This window comes from Brevundimonas sp., assembly GCF_041911375.1.
Taxonomy (GTDB): domain Bacteria; phylum Pseudomonadota; class Alphaproteobacteria; order Caulobacterales; family Caulobacteraceae; genus Brevundimonas.
In genome coordinates this window covers 1-15,460 of record NZ_JAYRPA010000085.1, presented here as the reverse complement: position 1 = coordinate 15,460, position 15,460 = coordinate 1, and the positions used below count along the sequence as shown (strand labels likewise).

The window sequence follows — 15,460 nt, the reverse complement described above, 5'->3', positions numbered from 1 at the left end:
CGTCGGGCCGCAGCTTCCTGGCCTATCGGGTGCGCGGGCGGCGATGGATCGTGATGGGCGAACCGGCCGGCCCGCTGGAGGAGCGGCAGGACCTCCTGTGGGCCTTCGCCGAATTGGCCGACAGCTACGGCGGCGCGCCCGTCTTCTATTCCGTAGGCGAAGAGATGCTGGGCGACCTGGCCACCATGGGGCTGGCGGTGCGCAAGGTCGGCGAGACCGCCGTCGTCGACACGGCCGTCTTCACCACCGAGGGCAAGGGCAAGCAGAACCTGCGCACCGCCGTGAACCGCGCCGAGCGCGAGGGGGGCGCATTCGAGGTGCTGCCGCCCGGCTCCGCGCGTCCGCTGGAGGCGGAGCTGAGGGCGGCGTCGGAAGCCTGGCTGGGAATGCACAACGGCGAGGAGAAGGCCTTTTCGATGGGGCGGTTCGACATCGACTATCTGGACCTGACGCCGCTGGCGGTGATGCGGGAAGGCGGGCGCGTCGTCGCTTTCGCCAACCTTCTGGTCACGCCGAACGAGGCGGCGGTCGACCTGATGCGCTACAGTCCCCAGGCGCCGCACGGTGTGATGGATTATCTGTTCACGCGCTGCATCCAGTGGGCCAAGGCGGAAGGGATCGCGCGGTTCGACCTGGGCATGGCGCCGCTGGCGGGGCTGGAGGACCGGCGGCTGGCGCCGGTCTTCGCCCGCGTCGGCGCCCTGGTGTTCGAAGAGGGCGGGGCGCTGTACGGCTTCCAGGGTCTGCGCAGCTACAAGTCCAAGTTCGGCCCGCGCTGGGCGCCGCGCTTCATCGCCGCCCCCGCCTCGACGCCGCTGGCCCTGGCCCTGCTCGACGTGGCGCTGCTGACCAGCGGCGGTTGGCTGGGCATGCTGGGCCTGCGCAAGGGCTAGGCGGATTTCGCTCTAGGTCAAAAGGGCCTTCAGCACGCCGTCCAGCACGGGCCGGCCCCTGGGCGTCGCGATCAGCCGGCCGGCGCGCATCGTCAGAAAGCCCTCGGCGACCAGGTCCGCGACCGGCCCATCCTCGCCAGACAGGTCCAGGGGCCCCAGCAGGGCGGCGGGCGCCCCCTCCGTGGTGCGCAGGCCGAGCAGCAGCCGTTCCTCGGCCGCGTCCCGCGGCGACAGGGCCTCGCGGTCCGACCAGGGCGCGCCCGAGGCGACGCCGGAGACATAGTCGGCGATCCGGCGATGGGCGACCGTGGCGGTGCGAAGGCCGTCCAGCGTCAGCCGCCCATGCGCCCCGGGTCCCAGGCCCAGATAGTCGCCCCCGCGCCAGACGTGGAGATTGTGCGCCGAGCGGGCGGCCGCGTTCCGGGCGTGGTTGGAGACCTCATAGGCGTCGAACCCGGCCGCGCCCAGCACGGCCTGGGTGGTCTCGTACAGGGCCGCGGCGCCGTCCTCATCGGGGGGGACCAGCGTTCCGCGCCGCAGCGCGCGACCGAAGGCGGTCTCGGCCTCGATGGTCAGCTGATAGGGCGAGACATGCTCGAACCCCAGGGCCAGGGCGGCCGTCAGCTCCCGCGCCCAGGCGTCGGGGGTCTGGCCGGGTCGGGCGTAGATCAGGTCGATCGACAGGCGGGGGAAAAGCCGCCCGGCCAGCTCCACGGCGCGCAGGGCCTCGGCCGCCGAATGGTTGCGCCCCAGACTGGCCAGGGAGGCGTCGTCCAGCGCCTGCACCCCCATCGATAGCCGGTTGACGCCGGCCTCGGCCAGGGCGGCGAAGCGGCCGGCCTCCGCGTCGGTGGGATTGGCCTCCAGGGTGATCTCGATGTCGCCGCGCGGCGGGAACAGCGTCCGGGCGCGAGCGATGACGGCCGCGACGGCGGCCGGGTCCATCAGCGACGGCGTGCCGCCTCCGAAGAAGATGGAGGCCAGGCGGCGCGGACCCGTCAAAGCCGCCTGCGCCTCCAGGTCGGCTAAGATGGCCTCGGCCAGCGCCGCCTGCTCCTCGCCCCGGCCCCGGTCGCGCACCACGTTGAAGTCGCAGTACGGGCAGATGCGCGAACAATAGGGCCAGTGGACATAGAGGCCGACGTCCGTCCCCGGATCGAGGGGATCAGTCAATCAGCGCCGCCTTCAGCTTCATGAAGGCGCGCGTGCGGTGGCTGTCGGCCTCCTTCACGGCGGGTTCCAGCTCGCCATAGGTCAGGGTCTGGCCCTCGGGGATGAAGATCGGATCGTAGCCGAAGCCCCGCGCGCCGCGCGGCGGGAAGGTCAGTTCGCCGTGGACCACGCCCTCGACCACGACGCAGGGCCCGTCCGGCCAGGCCACGGCCAAGGCCGAGGTGAACCAGGCGCGACGGTCGGTGGAGCCGATTTCGTCCAGCCGGTCCTCGACCTTCTTCATGGCGACGGCGAAATCCTTGGACGGTCCGGCCCAGCGCGCGGAGAAGATGCCCGGCGCGCCGTCCAGGGCCGCGACCGAGAGCCCGGAATCGTCGGCCAGCGAAACCTCGCCCGACAGCAGGGCCGCATGGCGCGCCTTCAGCATGGCGTTGCCGACGAAGGTGCTCTCGGTCTCGTCCGGTTCGGGCAGGTTCAGCTCGCCGGCGGTGACGATCCGGTAATCTCCATCCAGCAGCGCCTCGATCTCGCGCGCCTTGCCGGGATTATGGGTGGCGGCGACGATCCGCATCCCCTTGATAAGCCTGAGATTCATCGACGATCACGCCCCTGAAACAGTCCATTGCCAAAGTTTAATATCGTTAAACGATATGTAACGTGATTTTCCGCTGGGCACAGCCTATCTTGTGAACATCAGGAACGGGGCCGCAACGTTCCGGACTTTCCGAGAAATCGGAAAACATCATGCGGACAAACAAATCAACGGGGCGAAAATCGTCCCTTCAGGATCAACGGAGAAATACGATGCATACGATGAACACCTCGATGTGGCTGGACAAGGTCGGCGCTGCTTTCGTCAGCACGGTTCTGATCGCCGCCCTGCCGACCGCCCTGGTCGCCATCCTGGTCCAGGCTTTCTGATCGCCTCACTGAAGCGTACCTCAGTTTCGATCAAGAGAGCTTTGACGATCTCGATGAAGACCGCGATGTATGGAGCCGCGTGCGGGTTCGCCGGACCCCGCGCGGCCCTCGCGCCCTTCCTTCCGGCCTGAAAGGCCGATCTTCCATGCGCCTGCCGACGTTGCGATCGACGCCGAAGCCCGCCGGAGCGCACAACCCCGACTTTCTGTCGTCCGTCCGTGGCCTGGGGCCCGGCTCCGTCTCCAGCGTGCTGAAGATCGCCCTGGACGTCGCCTATGTGCTGCTGGCCCTGATCACCGGCGTCCTCGTGCTGCTTCTGATCGCCGCCGTCTTCATTCCGCTGGACAATGTGAACGTCACCGTCAGCGGCGATTCCGGCGGCCGCCAGCTGCCCCTGACGCGGATGCTGCTGCTGTTCGGCCTGGGGGCCGTGACGGCCTATTTCGGGGGCTTCATGCTGATCTTGCGCAGCCTGCGCCGCATCTTCCGCACCCTGACCATCGGCGATCCCTTTCATCCCCAGAACGTGCGCCGCCTGCGCCAGATCGGGCTGATCCTGGCCGTCGTGACCGGCGGCGTGTGGGCGGCCCAGAGCTTCGTCGCGGCGCGCCTGGCCCCCGGCGTCATGGAGCCGCAGGGGATCGGCGAACTGCTGACGCCGATCTTTTCCGTACTGATCGTCTTCGTGCTGGCGGAGGTGTTCCGCGAAGGCGCGCGCCTTCGCCGCGAATCCGAACTGACGATCTGAGCCGTTTCCGGTAGGGACTATCGCATGGCTATTCGCGTCCAGCTCGATCGCGTCCTCGTCGAACGCCGCATGTCGCTGACCGAGCTCGCTGACCGGGTCGGGGTGACGGTGGCGAACCTGTCGATCCTCAAGACCGGCAAGGCGCGCGCGGTGCGCTTCTCCACCCTGGACGCCCTGTGCCGCGAGCTGGAGTGCCAGCCCGGCGACCTGCTGGTTCACGAGCCCGGCCCGGCCGAGGCGTTCGACGACGATGCGGAATGAAGCGCCGGCCGCCCGCGTCCCCCGATGACGGCCTGAGCCCGGACGACCGCCGCCTGTGGCAGCGCGTGACCGGGACCGTCACCCCGCCCCGCAAACGCAAGCCGCCCCGCGTTCAGCTGGTCGCCGGCCCGGTCGAAGACCCGGGGGCGCCGGCCCGGTCTGAGGCGACCGATCAGACGAGGACCGCCAGGCGCGAACTCGTCCCGCCCCGTACGACGCAGCGACGCGCGCCCCCGACCCCTTCGCCCGCGCCGTCGAAGCCCTCGCCTCGCAAGGCCGCTCCGCCTGAGGATGTCGAACCGAACCGCAAGCGCCGCCTGACGCGCGAACGCGATCCGATCGAGGCGCGCATCGACCTGCACGGCTTCGGCCGGTTCGAGGCCGAGGACCAGTTGCGCGGCTTTCTGACCGCGTGCCAGGCGCGCGGCATGCGGGCCGTGCTGGTGATCACCGGACAGGGACGGCTGGGCGGCGGGGTGATCCGCGCGTCCTTCGCCGAGTGGATGCACGCGCCGGCGCTGCGCACGATCGTCTCGGGCTATACGGTCGCCCACCAGCGTCACGGCGGGAACGGCGCCTTCTACGTCACCCTGCGCCGCAAGGCGTAGAGCGTGATCGGCTGAGGCGGACCGATCTCGCTCTAGGCGGCCAGGGTGCCGACCATGTCGGCCGTCTCGCCGCGACCCAGCAGGCCGGTCTCGAAGTCCATGAAGATGTCCATCAGCTCTTCGACGTTCACGGCCGGGGCGCCGGGGCCGAAGCGGAAGCGCCAGTAGCTGACGATGTGCTGGACCGCGCCCAGCTGGTCGCCCAGGCGCGAGAACATCGACGGCGCGTCCAGCAGGAAGTCGCGGAAGGCGATGGGCCGCCCCTCCTGGGTCAGCTTGGCGTAGGCGTCGTCATAGACGCGCAGGGTGCGGCTGACCTCGTCGCAGGTCTTGATGATGCGGCTGCGCAGCACGCTGCGGCCGCGCGTCAGATATTCCTTGGCCTGGGAATCGACCTTGCCGACCGGGCGGATGGTGCGCACGGCCTCGGCCACCGCGGCGACGTCGCACAGCAGCGCCCCCAGCGTCCACTTGTAGTAGAGGAAGCCTTTCCAGCAGAAGACGCCCTCCTCGTACTGCTCCGGCGCCAGGCGCAGCGTCAGGCGCAGCGCGTCCAGCTGGTTGCCGGGCGTGTTGGACAGGATCTTGGACGCCATGCGGGAGGCCGAATCCTGGGTCCCGGTCACGCCTTCCCCGCCCAGGCTGAGCGTCACCAGCGGTTCGATCTCGCTGCGCACAAAGGCGGTCATCCGCACCAGGTCGCCGTCGCTGATGGAGAAGTAGCAGGGCGCGGGGTCCAGCCCGCCGCGCCTCAGCTGTTCGCGCAGCAGGAAGGGGTCAAGCGACGGCAGCCGGTCGATCAGTCGCAGCGTCTCGATGTCGGGATGGGTCGCCGGGACGCCGAAGGCCTCCATCATCGACCGTTCGAAGCCGATCTGGTTGACGAAGACGTAGCGGCCGCCGGTCTTCAGATCGCTGTCCTCGATGGGGATGACGATCTTGGTCGCCACCTGCCGCCGGCCGGTAAACAGATCGAACTCGTTGCGGCGCAGCCGGTGCTTGATGATCAACGCTCGGTTCAGGGCGGCGGTGCGAAAGATCGGGCGCGCGGCCCAGTCGGGGTTGCGCACGGCGCCGTCGGAGCGGCTGTCGCCATTCTCCTCCCAGACGCGCAGCAGGTTCAGCACGCGGGCGGTGGAGGCTGAGCCGCGGAGATGTTCCAGATTTCGGACGGCGCGATCGGTCATGAGGCTTTCCTCGGATGAGGCACCCTGTCACACAAAGATGACCAACGGCTTAGCTGCGATGATCAGCGTTTCGCGCAAGATCCGGATCAGAACCGGGGGTTCAGGCCGCCCCAGAAGCTGCGTCCTTTGTCCTTGTTGTTGTAGCGATCGAAGAAGAGCGCCCCGTCCACGCCCGGTAATCACCGTTGCCGCCCGGATCGCGAGACTCGGCGTCATCGGTTGAGACGTCGCGACCCAGCAGATTGTCGACGCGCGGGTTGACGCAAGGGTCGCACCCCTGGCCGGGCGGCTGGCGCGCGGTCGGCCAGAGGATTAAGACAGGGGCATGCAGATGTTCGACATCCTGGTCCTGATCGCCGTCGCCGCCGTCAGCATCACCCTGGGCTTTGGCCTGTATTCGCTGTTTCGGGGCGGCGCCTATGCGCGGTCGAACTCGAACCGCCTGATGCGGCTGCGGGTCGGCCTGCAGGCGGTGGCGGTGCTGGTGCTGGTCGCCGGCATGCTGTGGAAAGCGACGAGCCACGGCTGATGGTGGTGCTGAACAAGATCTACACCCGCACCGGCGACGACGGCCGCACCCGTCTGGCGTCCGGGGCGTCGGTGTCCAAGACGGACCCGCGGGTCGCCGCCTATGGCACGGTGGACGAGTTGAACGCTGTGCTGGGCGTGGCGCGGCTGAACAGCGGCCAGAACGACCGGATCGACGCCATGCTGGGCCGGATCCAGAACGAGCTGTTCGACCTGGGCGCCGATCTGGCCACGCCGCTGGAGCCGCCGCCCGCCTGGGAGGCGCTGCGCATCGTCGAAAGCCAGACCGAGCGGCTGGAATCCGAGATCGACTGGATGAACGAAAGCCTCAAGGCGCTGGACAGCTTCATCCTGCCGGGGGGGTCTCCCCTGTCGGCGCACCTGCACCTGGCGCGCACCGTCTGCCGCCGCGCCGAACGCGAGGCCATTGGGCTGATGGAGTCCGGCGAGGCGGTGAACCCCGAGGCGGTGAAATACCTCAACCGCCTGTCCGACCACCTGTTCGTCGCCGCCCGCCGAGCCAACGCCAACGGGGCCGGCGACGTGAAGTGGAAGCCGGGCGCGACGCGCGCTTGATCCTTCTCCCCTCGGGGGAGAAGGTGGCCCGCGGAGCGGGTCGGATGAGGGGGCGCCGGACGCGGATGTGGCAGTCGCCGAGAAGCACCAGGCAGTCGAGACGTCTTCGCGCCGTCATGACCGGCGCGGAGGCGATCCTGTGGTCGATGCTGCGCAATCGGCGACTGGACGACCTGAAGTTCCGCCGTCAGGCGCCAGTCGCAGGCGCCATCGCCGATTTCGCCTGCCATGAGATCAGGCTGATCCTCGAGCTGGACGGCGGGGTGCATGACCTGCACGGGGCTCGGGACGCGGCGCGGGATGAGCGGCTGCGTATCGCGGGCTATACGGTGCTGCGCTTCCGGAACGCGGACTTTTCGAGGAACCCCGCGGTGGTGCTGGAGGCCATACGGCGACATGCGGAGGGGCGGAGACAATCCCCTCATCCGACCGGCTCCGCCGGCCACCTTCTCCCCCGTGGGGAGAAGGGACCAAGAGATTAGGCTCAGGCCTTTTCGAACAGCTTCTGCCAGCGGCGCGGCGTGCGGTTCTTCCAGGCGGCGCGGTGGTAGGCGTCCGAGCCGATCAGCGGCACGACGGTGGTGGCCTCGGCGAACACCATCTGCTCGTGGGTGGTCTGCACCTTGCCCCACGACGCGGCTTCCTTCAGCGTCGAGGACGAGCAGGCGCCGTCGCGGACGTCGGCGACCGTGATCTGAACCGCATAGCGGTGCATCTCGGCCTCGATCCCCAGGATCTCGGCGCAGACGACGGTGTCCTGGGCGAAGTTCTTCGGCACCCCGCCGCCGACCATGAACAGGCCGGTAACGCCCGCGGCGATCTTGATGTCGGTCAGTTCGCGGAAGTCGGCGATGGCGTCCAGCATCATGTAGGGCTGGCCAGCAGCGGCCCGCTCCTTCTGGTGCTTGACCAGGCCGAAGCCGGCCGAGGAGTCCACGAACGCCGGGCAGAAGATCGGCACGCCCATCTCATAGGCGGTCTGGATCAGGCTGCCTTCCTTCTTGGCGTTGCCCTCCGACAGCCACTTGCCCATCTCCCAGATGAACTCACGGCTGGAATAGCCGCGCGGCTCCAGACGGTTGGCGATCTCGAGAATCGTGTGGTCGCAGGCCTGGAGCTCTTCCTCGTCGATGTAGGTGTCGTAGATCCGGTCGATGTAGTTGTCGCGCAGGACGTTGTCGTCCACCTCGCCGGCGGCCTGATAGTGCTTGAAGCCCAGGGCCTCGAAGAAATCCATGTCGACGATCGAGGCGCCGGTGGCGACCACGGCGTCGATCATGCCGAACTTCACCATGTCGCGGTACACGTGCATGCAGCCGCCGGCCGAGGTCGAACCGGCCAGGATCAGCCACGGCGAGCAGTCCTGGTCCTCCAGCGCCATGTTGAAGATGTCGGCGGCGCGGGCGGTGTCGCGCGACGAGAACGACATCTTGCGCATCGAGTCGATGATCGGCCGGGCGTCGAAGCTGGTGATGTCGACGTGCTCGACGACGTTCTGCAGCAGCTGGGCCTTGGTGTTCGATTGAACGGGAGCGTTCATTTCGGAGGTTTCCCTTTGATTTGAGCGCCCGTCGGAAACAACGGGACCGTCGGGACGGAGCGACCGACGGTCCTGATAGACCGTCACCCCCGGAACGGTTCCCGGGGGCGACGCAATGCGAGGTTACTTCCGGCGTTTGCGCTGGCCGGCCTTACCCTTGGGACGTGACAAGCGCACGACCTTGCGGGCGGTCTCCTCCGCCGTGGTGCGCACGGTCGGAATGGAGCGCGGCGCCAGGCCATAGAGCGAAGCCATCGGGGCGTCCTCGACCGCGGCGACGTCATGTTCGCCATAGCCGTTGAAGCCCGTCGTCATGGCCACGCCATAGGCGCCCAGCATGCCGATCTCGATATAGTCGCCTTCGCGAATGTCGGCCGGCAGCCAGAACGGGCCCGGCATGTGGTCGATGGAATCGCAGGTCGGACCGTAGAACTGGAACGCCTTCAACTCGCCGGCGCTGCCGCCGTCCCGGACCAGCTTGGTCGGGAAGGGCCAGCGCGAGTGGGTCGCGTCGAACAGCGAGCCGTAGGAGCCGTCGTTCAGATACAGGGCGTCGCCCTTGCGCAGGTCCACACGGGCCAGCACCGAGGAGCTTTCGGCCACGAGCGCCCGGCCGGGTTCGCACCACAGCTCGGTCGTTTCCGAAACCGGCATCTCGGCGAAGCCGCGGTGGATGGCGTCGGCGTATTCGCTCATGTCCGGCGGGACCATGCCCGGATAGACCGACGGGAAGCCGCCGCCGACATCGACGATGTCGACGATCACGCCCGCGCGGCTGATCGAACGGCCGATCTGGGCCATGGCCGCCTGGTAGGCGGTCGGGCGCATGCACTGGGACCCGACGTGGAAGCTGACGCCCATCAGGCCGTCCTTCACCGCCTGGCGGGTCGCCAGCAGCAGGGCCGGGGCCTGGTCCGAGGACACGCCGAACTTGCCCGACAGCGTATAGGCCGCGCCGTCGGCCGAGACCGCCATGCGCACGACCAGGTTCAGGTCGTCCGCGCCGCCGGTGGCGTCGAGGATCTTGTTCAGCTCCTCCACGCAGTCCAGCGAGAAGGTGCGCACGCCATGGTCGAAATAGGCCTTGGTGATGGCCGCCCGGCTCTTGACCGGGTGCATGAAGGCCAGACGCGCGTCGGTCGTGACCGAGCGGACGAGCTCGATCTCGGCCAGCGACGCCACGTCGAAGCCGCGCACGCCGGCTTCGACCAGCGTTTCGATGACCCAACGCGACGGATTCGCCTTCACGGCGTAGAAGACGTCGGCTTTCAGATTATCCTGGAACCAGCGCGCCGCTACGGAAACCGAACGCGGACGCACGAGTGCGACGGGACGTTCAGGAGGCCGCTCACGGACCAGGTCCAGGGGAAGCTGGTACGTGCGCAATTCACGTAACCCCCTGTTGATTGTTAACCCAGACCGGCGTTAGCAGCGCGTAACGGTTAGACCTACGGGGTCCGCCGGAAGGCGCGATATGGGGGCATCCCGCTGTCATGTAAAGCGGTTTTTTGGTGGCGGCGGCGAACGCGGCCCCACGCGCAACCTCCACGGCTCAGCTTCGTTCAGGGCCCGGAGGATTCATGAACCGTTGGCTGTTCTTCTGGCGCCGTCTCAGGCGTCAGCTCTGGGTGCGGGCCTCGGCCTATGCGGGGCTGGGCCTGGCCGCGTCCCTGCTGGCGGTGCTGCTGGCGCCCTGGGTCCCGACGACATGGCCGAGCGGCTGGGCGGGCAGTCGGTGGAGTCCGTCCTGACCGTGCTCGCCTCCAGCCTGCTGGGGGTGGCGACCTTTTCGGTCGGGGCCATGGTCACCGCCTACACCTCGGTGTCCAGCGCGGCCAGTCCGCGGGTCGCGGCCCTGGTCACCAGCGACGGCGAGACCCAGAAGTCGCTGGCCACGTTCGTCGGCGCCTTCCTTTACGCCATCGTCTCGGTGACCGCGATCAACGCGCACTATTACGGACAGGAAGGCCGGGCGATCCTGTTCCTGTTCAGCCTGGCGGTCGTCGGCCTGGTCGCCTTCCGCCTGCTGGCGTGGATCAACCGCCTGTCCAGCCTGGCGCGGGTCGGCCACATGGTCGACCTGGTCGAATCCGAGGCGCGACGGGCGCTGGGCCAGCGACGCGACAATCCCTGGCTGGGCGGGCGCGCGGGCCGACTGGACGTCGCGGTCGACGTGACCTCGGACGCCACGGGCTATGTGCAGAACGTCGATCCGGACCACCTCCAGGCCGTGGCCGAGGATCATGACTGCCGGGTCCAGATCGTGGCGGCGCCGGGCGCCTTCGTGCGGCGCGGCGAGGTTCTGGCCCGGGTCGATCTGCCGCACTGCGACGACGAGGCGCAAGGCGCGTTCCGATCCGCCTTCGCGATCGGGGATTCCCGGTCCTACGACCAGGACCCGCGCTTCGGCTTGATCGTGCTGGGCGAGATCGCCGCCAAGGCGCTGTCGGCGGGGATCAACGATCCCGGCACGGCGATCCAGGTCATCGGCTCGGGGGTGCGGCTGCTGGAGGAGTGGGCGACCCGCCCCCGGCCGGACGCGCCGCGATGCGACCGGCTGCTGGCGCCCTCGGTCTTCGAGGCGGACCTGCTGGATGACGTCTTCGGCCCCATCGCCCGCTATGGATCCGCAGATGTCGCGGTGGCGATCCGCCTGAGAAAGGGCCTTTTGTCGCTGGCCCGACTGGACGCCCTGGCCGCCCCGGCCCAGGCGTTGGCCGCCGAGTCGCTGGAACGCGCGCGGCGCGACCTGCCCATCGCCGCCGATCTGGCGCGCGTCGTCGCCATCGGACCGGACGCCCCGTCCGCCGCCTGAGCGGGAGACGAGACTGGACGAAATCGTCCGGTCCATGCGATTAGGAGTTGCCCAAACGCCGTTTCCGCGTATTGCGGCGCCCCTTCGCCACAACCTCTCCAGCGAGTTCATGAGTTCATCCGCAGCCGCCGCCGCTCCCGGGCTCGTCTCGGCGCGCGACGTGTCGAAGACCTTCGGATCGCGAAAGGCGCTGGACGGCGTCTCGATCGAGGTCGCCTCCGGCGAGATGGTCGCCCTGATCGGGCCGTCGGGCTCCGGCAAATCGACGCTTCTCCGCTCCATCACCGGCCTGCAGTCGATCGACGGCGGCAAGGGAACCATCGCAGTCTTCGGCGACACGGTGCAGAAGGACGGCCGCGTCACCGGCTCGGTGCGTCGTGCGCGCGGCAAGCTGGGCATGATCTTCCAGCAGTTCAACCTGGTCGGCCGCCTCAGCCTGTTCTCCAACGTCATGCTGGGCGCCCTGGGCCGCCTGCCGGCGTGGAAGGGGCTGCTGGGCGTCTGGCCCCAGGCGGACAAGGACAAGGCCATGGCCGCCCTGCACCGCGTCGGCGTGTCGGACTACGCCGGCCAGCGGGCCAACACCCTGTCGGGCGGCCAGCAGCAGCGCGGCGCCATCGCCCGCGCCATCGTTCAGGGCGCCCGGGCCATCCTGGCCGACGAACCCGTCGCCTCGCTGGACCCCGTCTCGGCCCGCAAGGTGATGGAGCTGCTGGTCGAGCTGAACAAGCGCGACGGCATGGGCGTGATCGTCACCCTGCACCAGGTCGACTACGCCATCCGCTACTGCGACCGGGTCATCGCCCTGCAAGGCGGCAAGGTGGTCTATGACGGCCCCTCCACGGCGCTGGACCAATCGCGCCTGATCGACATCTACGGTCCTGAATTCGAGGACGCGTTCTGGGAGACCAAGGCATGAGCCTGTCCCTTAATTCCACGGCCGGGAAAGTCTCCCGCCGCCTGTTCGCGGCCGCCGGCGCCGCACTGCTGCTGACGGGCCTGGCCTCGTGCGGCGGCGGCGACGAGAAGAAGGCCTCGGGCGCCACGCCGTCCGAGATCACCTTCTCCATCCTGTCGGCCGAGGGGCAGGCCTCGTCTGGCCCGCTGTGGCAACCGCTGCTGGACGACATGTCCAAGGCGATCGGCGTGCCGGTGAAGCCCTTCTTCGCCGGCAACTACAACGTCCTGATCGAGGCGATGCGCTTCAACCAGACCCAGGTCGGCTGGCTGTCGGCCAAGCCCCTGCTGGAAGCGGTGGACCGTTCGCAGGCCGAGGTCATCGCCCGCATCGTCGATCCGGAAGGCCGCGACAGCTACACCTCGACCCTGATCGTGCGAAAGGGCTCGGGCATCACGCTGGACGACGTCATGGCGTGCGGAAAGCGCTACAGCTTCGGCATCGGCGACGCCCAGTCGACCTCGGGCACGCTGGCGCCGCTGACCTTCCTGTTCAATCCGCGCGGCGTCGTGCCGGCCCAGTGCTTCTCGACCGTGCGCTCGGCCAACCACCAGGCCAACGCCTTCGCCGTGGCGACCGGCGTGGTGGACGTGGCGACCTCCAATTCGGTCAACACCATCTTCATGCGCCGCGAGAACCCCCGCCTGGCAGAGCAGATCGAGGAAATCTGGCAGTCGCCCCCGATCCCGGAATCCGGCATCGCGATCCGCGAAGACCTGGACCCGGCGCTGAAGGAGAAGATCCGCAGCTTCTTCCTGACCTACGGCCAGGGCGAAGGCGCCGAGGCCGAGCGCCAGCGCGAAGTGCTGGCCGGGCTGAACTATTCGATGTTCCGCGCCGCCGACGACGCCTATCTCGATCCGGTTCGCGAGATGGTGGCCGACCAGAAACTGGCCGAGGCTCGGACCAAGAACGACCAGGCCGGCGTCGCCGCCGCCGAGCGTGAACTGGCGGCTCTTCGCGCCAAGCGTGAGGTGCAGCCTTGACCGAAGCCCGCGTCGACATGGCCGCCAAGGGCGGCGTGGCGCCGACCGCGATCCCGAACCCGCCCCGGCGCTCGGCGTCGGCCCTGGCGTTCGACGTCCTGCTGTGGGGCGGTCTTGCGGTGGTGCTGATCGCCAGCTTCGGCAAGGTGGACATGCAGAACCTGCCGCGCCTGTTCTCGGGCTCGGAGAACATCTCGACCTACGGCGCCGAACTGCTGCGGCCCGACTGGGACGCCATCTTCCCCCCCGGGGACGCCTGGACCTCGTTCAAGACGATCTTCAGCGAGCCCACGGCCAGCCTGGCCGGCCAGATGTGGCTGACGGTGCAGATCGCCCTGTGGGGCACCTTCCTGGCCGTCTTCCTGGCCCTGCCGCTCAGCCTGATGGCGTCGCGCAACATCGCGCCGGGCTGGCTGGTCTTCATCGTGCGCCGCGTCATGGACCTGCTCCGCTCGATTCCCGACCTGGTCATCGCCACCCTGTTCATCGTCGCCGTCGGCCTGGGTCCGCTGGCGGGGGTGCTGGCCCTGGCGCTGAACACCGGCGGGGTCCTGGCCAAGCTGTTTTCGGAAGCCGTCGAGTCGATCGACAAGGGCCCCGTCGAGGGCGTGCGCGCCACCGGCGCCGGCCAGCTGCACGAGATCGTCTGGGGCGTCTTCCCCCAGGTGGCGCCGCTGTGGACCTCGTTCGCCCTGTACCGCTTCGAATCGAACAGCCGCGCGGCCACCGTGCTGGGCCTGATCGGCGCGGGCGGCATCGGCCAGACCCTGTTCGAAAGCATCCAGGCCTTCGACTACAGCCGCGTCGCCGCCATCGCCATCGTCATCGTGGTCGCCGTGACCCTGATCGACACCCTGTCCCAGGTGATGCGCAAGCGCCTGCTCTGAGGGCGGCCTCGCCGAACTGTCACAAAGCTCCATTAAACGGGTCGTTCACAGAAGGAACCGTCTCATGAAACGCGCGCTCATCACGGCCGTCTCGGCCCTTTCCCTGATGGCCCTCGCAGCCTGCGGCGACAACGGCGGCGGCGCGTCCGGCGGCGGCGCCCGCGCCGGCATCTGGTCGGCCGGATCGTCCACGGTCTTCCCGTTCGCCACGCGCGTGGCCGAAACCTTCGCCCGCGCCTCCGGCGGCGCGGCGCCCCGCGTCGAGTCGCTGGGGACCGGCGGCGGCATCCAGGCCTTCTGCCAGGGCGTCGGCCCCACCACTCCGGACATCGCCAACGCCTCGCGCCCGATGAAGGCGTCAGAGTTCGACCTGTGCCAGAAGAACGGCGTCACCGAGATCGTCGAGCTGAAGATCGGCTTCGACGGCATCGTCATCGCCACGGCGCGCAGCGGCACCAGCTTCAACTTCGAACTGAACGACATCTACGAAGGCCTGGCCAAGGAAGTGCCCGGCGCCGGCGGCCAGTTCGTCGCCAACCCGGCCACGACCTGGAACCAGGTCAACGCCGCCCTGCCGAACCAGCGCATCCAGGTCTATGGCCCGCCGCCGACCTCGGGCACGCGCGACGCCTTCCTGGAACTGGGCATGACGCCCGGCGCCAAGCTGGTGCCGGCCGCCGCCGCCGTGGCCGAAAGCGACGAGGACCGCTTCGAGGCCATCGCCCACACCCTGCGCGAGGACGGCGCCTGGATCGACTCGGGCGAGAACGACAACGCCATCGTCCAGACCCTGACCCGCACGCCGGGCTCGCTGGGCGTGTTCGGCTTCTCTTTCCTGGAGCAGAACCTCGACACGGTGAAGGCCGAGACGATCGACGGGGTCGAACCCAACGCCGACACCATCGCCGACGGCTCCTATCCCCTGTCGCGCAGCCTCTACATCTATGTGAAGAAGGCCCACATCGGCGTGACGCCGGGACTGCAGCAGTTCGTGCAGGAGTTCCTGTCGGAAGGCGCCGCCGGTCGCGGCGGCTATCTTCAGGACCGCGGCCTGATCCCGCTGCCGCAAGACCAGCTGACCGCCCAGCGCGCGGTGGCGTCGGCGATGACGCCGATGCAGCGCCCCGCCAGCTGATGCGGAACCGATAGCCGTCCCGCCCTTTCTTTCGCCGGTCCGCACCGGCTAGAAGGGGCGGGACAGCTGTCAGGATCCTACATGACCCCCACTCCCGCGCGCCTGCGCAAGGCCGTTCTGCCCGTCGCGGGCCTCGGCACCCGGGTTCTTCCGGGCACCAAGACCACGCCCAAGGAACTGCTCAACGTCGTCGACCGGCCCATCCTCTCCTACATCGTGGAAGAGGCGCGCGAGGCCGGGATCG

General features: G+C 68.8%; 18 protein-coding genes and 1 pseudogene. 14 read left to right on the top strand and 5 right to left on the bottom strand.

Annotated features, from left to right (window positions below; genetic code table 11):
- Positions 1-893, top strand: an 893-nt coding sequence (locus ACE3PU_RS14485) for a GNAT family N-acetyltransferase (RefSeq protein WP_374390805.1), incomplete at its 5' end; no start/stop codon positions are given.
- A 12-nt stretch (positions 894-905) separates the two neighbouring features.
- On the opposite strand, the gene hemW is transcribed toward ACE3PU_RS14485, so the two are convergent.
- A complete protein-coding gene (gene hemW / locus ACE3PU_RS14480) occupies positions 906-2,066 on the bottom strand; it encodes a radical SAM family heme chaperone HemW (RefSeq protein ID WP_374390804.1) in 1,161 nt (386 codons plus the stop codon).
- Positions 2,059-2,661, bottom strand: coding sequence for a non-canonical purine NTP pyrophosphatase (locus ACE3PU_RS14475; RefSeq protein ID WP_374390803.1), 603 nt, complete (start codon positions 2,659-2,661; stop codon positions 2,059-2,061). The genes hemW and ACE3PU_RS14475 overlap by 8 nt, the downstream gene beginning before the upstream one ends.
- A gap of 471 nt (positions 2,662-3,132) precedes the next feature.
- Between ACE3PU_RS14475 and ACE3PU_RS14470 the strand changes: the two genes are divergently transcribed.
- From ACE3PU_RS14470 to ACE3PU_RS14460, 3 genes are read left to right on the top strand one after another with little or no spacing between them, the layout of a single operon-like run.
- Positions 3,133-3,735, top strand: a complete 603-nt coding sequence (locus ACE3PU_RS14470) for a DUF2975 domain-containing protein (RefSeq protein WP_374390802.1) — start codon at positions 3,133-3,135, stop codon at positions 3,733-3,735.
- 24 nt (positions 3,736-3,759) lie between these two features.
- Complete coding sequence (locus ACE3PU_RS14465; RefSeq protein ID WP_374390801.1) at positions 3,760-3,996, top strand: helix-turn-helix domain-containing protein; 237 nt, start codon at positions 3,760-3,762, stop codon at positions 3,994-3,996.
- Positions 3,993-4,604 carry a Smr/MutS family protein gene (locus ACE3PU_RS14460; protein ID WP_374390800.1) on the top strand — a complete coding sequence of 204 codons (612 nt, stop codon included), beginning with the start codon at positions 3,993-3,995 and terminating at the stop codon, positions 4,602-4,604. The genes ACE3PU_RS14465 and ACE3PU_RS14460 overlap by 4 nt, the downstream gene beginning before the upstream one ends.
- A 32-nt stretch (positions 4,605-4,636) precedes the next feature.
- On the opposite strand, the gene ACE3PU_RS14455 is transcribed toward ACE3PU_RS14460, so the two are convergent.
- On the bottom strand, positions 4,637-5,791 hold the full coding sequence (locus ACE3PU_RS14455) for a hypothetical protein (RefSeq protein ID WP_374390799.1): 1,155 nt from the start codon (positions 5,789-5,791) through the stop codon (positions 4,637-4,639).
- A gap of 325 nt (positions 5,792-6,116) precedes the next feature.
- Between ACE3PU_RS14455 and ACE3PU_RS14450 the strand changes: the two genes are divergently transcribed.
- The 3 genes from ACE3PU_RS14450 to ACE3PU_RS14440 are packed head-to-tail and all read left to right on the top strand — an operon-like array spanning position 6,117 to position 7,377.
- A complete protein-coding gene (locus ACE3PU_RS14450) occupies positions 6,117-6,320 on the top strand; it encodes a twin transmembrane helix small protein (protein ID WP_374390798.1) in 204 nt (67 codons plus the stop codon).
- Positions 6,320-6,895, top strand: a complete 576-nt coding sequence (locus ACE3PU_RS14445; RefSeq protein ID WP_374390797.1) for a cob(I)yrinic acid a,c-diamide adenosyltransferase — start codon at positions 6,320-6,322, stop codon at positions 6,893-6,895. The genes ACE3PU_RS14450 and ACE3PU_RS14445 overlap by 1 nt, the downstream gene beginning before the upstream one ends.
- Positions 6,896-6,939: 44 nt before the next feature.
- Positions 6,940-7,377: an endonuclease domain-containing protein gene (locus tag ACE3PU_RS14440; RefSeq protein WP_374390796.1), complete on the top strand. Its 438-nt coding sequence runs from the start codon at positions 6,940-6,942 to the stop codon at positions 7,375-7,377.
- Positions 7,378-7,379: 2 nt separating this feature from the next.
- Here the strand turns inward: ACE3PU_RS14440 and ACE3PU_RS14435 are convergent, their stop codons facing one another.
- Both ACE3PU_RS14435 and ACE3PU_RS14430 read right to left on the bottom strand, forming a co-directional pair.
- Complete coding sequence (locus ACE3PU_RS14435; protein ID WP_374390795.1) at positions 7,380-8,435, bottom strand: deoxyhypusine synthase; 1,056 nt, start codon at positions 8,433-8,435, stop codon at positions 7,380-7,382.
- Positions 8,436-8,558: 123 nt separating this feature from the next.
- Positions 8,559-9,821, bottom strand: a complete 1,263-nt coding sequence (locus ACE3PU_RS14430; protein ID WP_374390794.1) for a type III PLP-dependent enzyme — start codon at positions 9,819-9,821, stop codon at positions 8,559-8,561.
- Between the two features lie 194 nt (positions 9,822-10,015).
- Here ACE3PU_RS14430 and ACE3PU_RS14425 point away from each other — a divergent pair, with 194 nt between their 5' ends.
- From ACE3PU_RS14425 to ACE3PU_RS14395, 7 genes and pseudogenes are all read left to right on the top strand, one after another.
- Positions 10,016-10,186 carry a hypothetical protein gene (locus ACE3PU_RS14425; protein WP_374390793.1) on the top strand — a complete coding sequence of 57 codons (171 nt, stop codon included), beginning with the start codon at positions 10,016-10,018 and terminating at the stop codon, positions 10,184-10,186.
- Positions 10,144-11,250, top strand: a complete 1,107-nt coding sequence (locus ACE3PU_RS14420; protein WP_374390792.1) for a DUF2254 domain-containing protein — start codon at positions 10,144-10,146, stop codon at positions 11,248-11,250. Before ACE3PU_RS14425 ends, ACE3PU_RS14420 begins: the two co-directional genes overlap by 43 nt.
- A 109-nt stretch (positions 11,251-11,359) precedes the next feature.
- Complete coding sequence (phnC, locus tag ACE3PU_RS14415) at positions 11,360-12,169, top strand: phosphonate ABC transporter ATP-binding protein (protein ID WP_374390791.1); 810 nt, start codon at positions 11,360-11,362, stop codon at positions 12,167-12,169.
- Positions 12,166-13,194 carry a phosphate/phosphite/phosphonate ABC transporter substrate-binding protein gene (gene phnD / locus ACE3PU_RS14410; RefSeq protein ID WP_374390790.1) on the top strand — a complete coding sequence of 343 codons (1,029 nt, stop codon included), beginning with the start codon at positions 12,166-12,168 and terminating at the stop codon, positions 13,192-13,194. Before phnC ends, phnD begins: the two co-directional genes overlap by 4 nt.
- Positions 13,191-14,081 (top strand): phosphonate ABC transporter, permease protein PhnE, encoded by an 891-nt coding sequence (gene phnE / locus ACE3PU_RS14405; RefSeq protein ID WP_374390789.1) that lies wholly within the window; start codon positions 13,191-13,193, stop codon positions 14,079-14,081. Before phnD ends, phnE begins: the two co-directional genes overlap by 4 nt.
- A gap of 64 nt (positions 14,082-14,145) precedes the next feature.
- Positions 14,146-15,216, top strand: a complete 1,071-nt coding sequence (locus tag ACE3PU_RS14400) for a substrate-binding domain-containing protein (protein WP_374390788.1) — start codon at positions 14,146-14,148, stop codon at positions 15,214-15,216.
- A gap of 81 nt (positions 15,217-15,297) precedes the next feature.
- Positions 15,298-15,460, top strand: a pseudogene (locus ACE3PU_RS14395) (UTP--glucose-1-phosphate uridylyltransferase); the annotation flags it as partial.

Coding starts and splice junctions, on each gene's coding strand:
- ACE3PU_RS14475 (WP_374390803.1), bottom strand. CDS start 2,661: ATGAATCTCAGGCTTATCAAGGGGATGCGGATCGTCGCCGCCACCCAT.
- ACE3PU_RS14470 (WP_374390802.1), top strand. CDS start 3,133: ATGCGCCTGCCGACGTTGCGATCGACGCCGAAGCCCGCCGGAGCGCAC.
- ACE3PU_RS14465 (WP_374390801.1), top strand. CDS start 3,760: ATGGCTATTCGCGTCCAGCTCGATCGCGTCCTCGTCGAACGCCGCATG.
- ACE3PU_RS14460 (WP_374390800.1), top strand. CDS start 3,993: ATGAAGCGCCGGCCGCCCGCGTCCCCCGATGACGGCCTGAGCCCGGAC.
- ACE3PU_RS14455 (WP_374390799.1), bottom strand. CDS start 5,791: ATGACCGATCGCGCCGTCCGAAATCTGGAACATCTCCGCGGCTCAGCC.
- ACE3PU_RS14450 (WP_374390798.1), top strand. CDS start 6,117: ATGCAGATGTTCGACATCCTGGTCCTGATCGCCGTCGCCGCCGTCAGC.
- ACE3PU_RS14445 (WP_374390797.1), top strand. CDS start 6,320: ATGGTGGTGCTGAACAAGATCTACACCCGCACCGGCGACGACGGCCGC.
- ACE3PU_RS14440 (WP_374390796.1), top strand. CDS start 6,940: ATGAGGGGGCGCCGGACGCGGATGTGGCAGTCGCCGAGAAGCACCAGG.
- ACE3PU_RS14435 (WP_374390795.1), bottom strand. CDS start 8,435: ATGAACGCTCCCGTTCAATCGAACACCAAGGCCCAGCTGCTGCAGAAC.
- ACE3PU_RS14425 (WP_374390793.1), top strand. CDS start 10,016: ATGAACCGTTGGCTGTTCTTCTGGCGCCGTCTCAGGCGTCAGCTCTGG.
- ACE3PU_RS14420 (WP_374390792.1), top strand. CDS start 10,144: ATGGCCGAGCGGCTGGGCGGGCAGTCGGTGGAGTCCGTCCTGACCGTG.
- phnC (WP_374390791.1), top strand. CDS start 11,360: ATGAGTTCATCCGCAGCCGCCGCCGCTCCCGGGCTCGTCTCGGCGCGC.
- phnD (WP_374390790.1), top strand. CDS start 12,166: ATGAGCCTGTCCCTTAATTCCACGGCCGGGAAAGTCTCCCGCCGCCTG.
- ACE3PU_RS14400 (WP_374390788.1), top strand. CDS start 14,146: ATGAAACGCGCGCTCATCACGGCCGTCTCGGCCCTTTCCCTGATGGCC.